Consider the following 1,810-nt stretch of genomic DNA (forward strand, 5'->3'; position numbering starts at 1 on the left):
CTGCGCCGCGAAGGCCACGATCTGCGCAACGTCAACGCTCGCGTCTACCACTATTCCCCGCGGGGCTGGCGGTTCTTTTTCTGGCGCGCATTGGTGACCGGCAGGGATGCCGACAGGAAATTCGTCGCGCTCCGGTCGCCCAGCCGGGGCCAGCGGATCGTCAAGTCGTTCAGCCGCTGGTTCACCATGTCGTGGCGCACGGCGCGGCGCATCGTGGGCCATGCGCACCCCGCAGGCATGCCGCTTTGGCAAATCCCGTTCGCCGTCATCGTCGGCCTGGCGTTCTATACCTTGGTCTTCTGGGGACAGCTCAGCTTTGCCGCGGGCATCGTCGGCGACAGGGTCGAGCTCGTGCCGGACTATATCGGCCACAGCTAAAGTGTTGCAGTTGAGGCGCGGTGTCGCGGAATTTGCCGGTTGCAGGCCCTGAGCGCCGGGCGGTCGAGATGACACGGAGGCCTCTTTTTTGTAGCGTTCCACCGAACGCAATCCTGGGCGGGCATGGAAGGCGGCCTCAGATCCATCCGAATATCCCAGAATCCGGGGCCTAGTTGCATGCCGAAAGCTCCCGAGCCGGCGCCCCTCATCACAGTGATCACGCCAACCCACAACCGGCGCAGCCAGGTCGTGCGCGCCGTGGAAAGCGTGCTGGCCCAGAGCCTTGTCCGTTTCGAGCACATTGTCGTCGATGACGGCTCCACCGACGGCACGGCGGCGGCGCTTGCCGAAATCCGCGATCCCCGGCTGATCTATGTCGGCGCGAAATGGCGTGGCGCCAACGCCGCCCGCAATGCCGGTATCGAACGCGCGCGGGCGCCCATTGTCACATTTCTCGATTCGGACGACGTCTATCTGCCGGACCGGCTGGAACGCACGCTGGCGCGCTTCGATGAGAATCCGTCGCTGGAAGTCCTCATCAGCTCTTTCGTGTCCGTGAAGGGCAACCGGGCCACCAGATGCGTCAACCGCGAGGCTTTCCTGACCCGCAACACGTTGGAACGGGCCCTGGTCTCCCAGACCATATTCATCGCCGGTTCCGCGATAACCGCCCGGCATGAATCGCTGCTGGCGATCGGCGGCTACGACAGCGACATCGCGCGCATGCAGGATCGCGAATTGCTGCTGCGCTTCGCCCGCCGCGGCGGCGCGCTGCTCACCGAGGAAATCGACTGGAAGAAATACAATTCGGAGAATTCGATTTCCGGCCGCCGTGACGGCTATGTCGAGGCCTATGCGAACCTCATCGACAAGCACCCTTACATCGCTGACCGCTATCCCGAGATCCCGCCCTATATGATCGCGCGCCAGATCATCGCCGATACGATGAAGGGCAGGATTTCGCAGGCATTCGCCGGTTATCTGGCCAACCGCTCGTCCAAGTCGCTCGGCTACTCGCTGCCGCAGCTGTTGCGCGGCTATGTCGACGGTCGCCGCCGCCGGCGTGACCTCTATGACGAGTTCCGCGAGAAATACGGCGCGCGGCCCGCCTGATCTTGTCGTGCCCCGAACCTGTCGGCTTAGAGCAATTCCAGGAAAAGTGTGTAACGGTTTTCCGTCCTGAATCGCGTAGAAACAAAAAGTTAGAGCGGTTCCGCGATTCCTTGAAACGCTGAACCGCTCTAGCGATCGAGTTCCGGGAAATAGGGATCGGAATAGAAACGGCGGTCGCGCTCGCCCCGCAGGCAGTCGATGGGTGGCTCGGCATCGACCCGGACCGCCGCCGTGTCGGCGATGCCGCTCACCTCGAGGATCAGCTTGCGCCGGATGGCGGTCGAGAACTCGGAAGCCGCGTAGATCGGCAGCACGAAGG

At 63.3% G+C, this 1,810-nt stretch carries 1 protein-coding gene and 2 pseudogenes; 2 read left to right on the forward strand and 1 reads right to left on the reverse strand.

Annotated elements, in window-relative coordinates; translation table 11 throughout:
- Nucleotides 1–378 (forward strand): annotated as a pseudogene (locus EN745_RS34395) (glycosyl transferase family 2); the annotation flags it as partial.
- Nucleotides 379–555: 177 nt separating this feature from the next.
- Nucleotides 556–1,491 (forward strand): glycosyltransferase family 2 protein, encoded by a 936-nt coding sequence (locus EN745_RS34400; RefSeq protein ID WP_126058072.1) that lies wholly within the window; start codon nucleotides 556–558, stop codon nucleotides 1,489–1,491.
- Nucleotides 1,492–1,619: 128 nt separating this feature from the next.
- Here EN745_RS34400 and EN745_RS34405 read toward each other — a convergent pair.
- A pseudogene (locus EN745_RS34405) lies at nucleotides 1,620–1,810 on the reverse strand (DUF1194 domain-containing protein); the annotation flags it as partial.

The sequence above is a fragment of the Mesorhizobium sp. M4A.F.Ca.ET.022.05.2.1 genome, from assembly GCF_003998845.1.
Classification (GTDB): domain Bacteria; phylum Pseudomonadota; class Alphaproteobacteria; order Rhizobiales; family Rhizobiaceae; genus Mesorhizobium.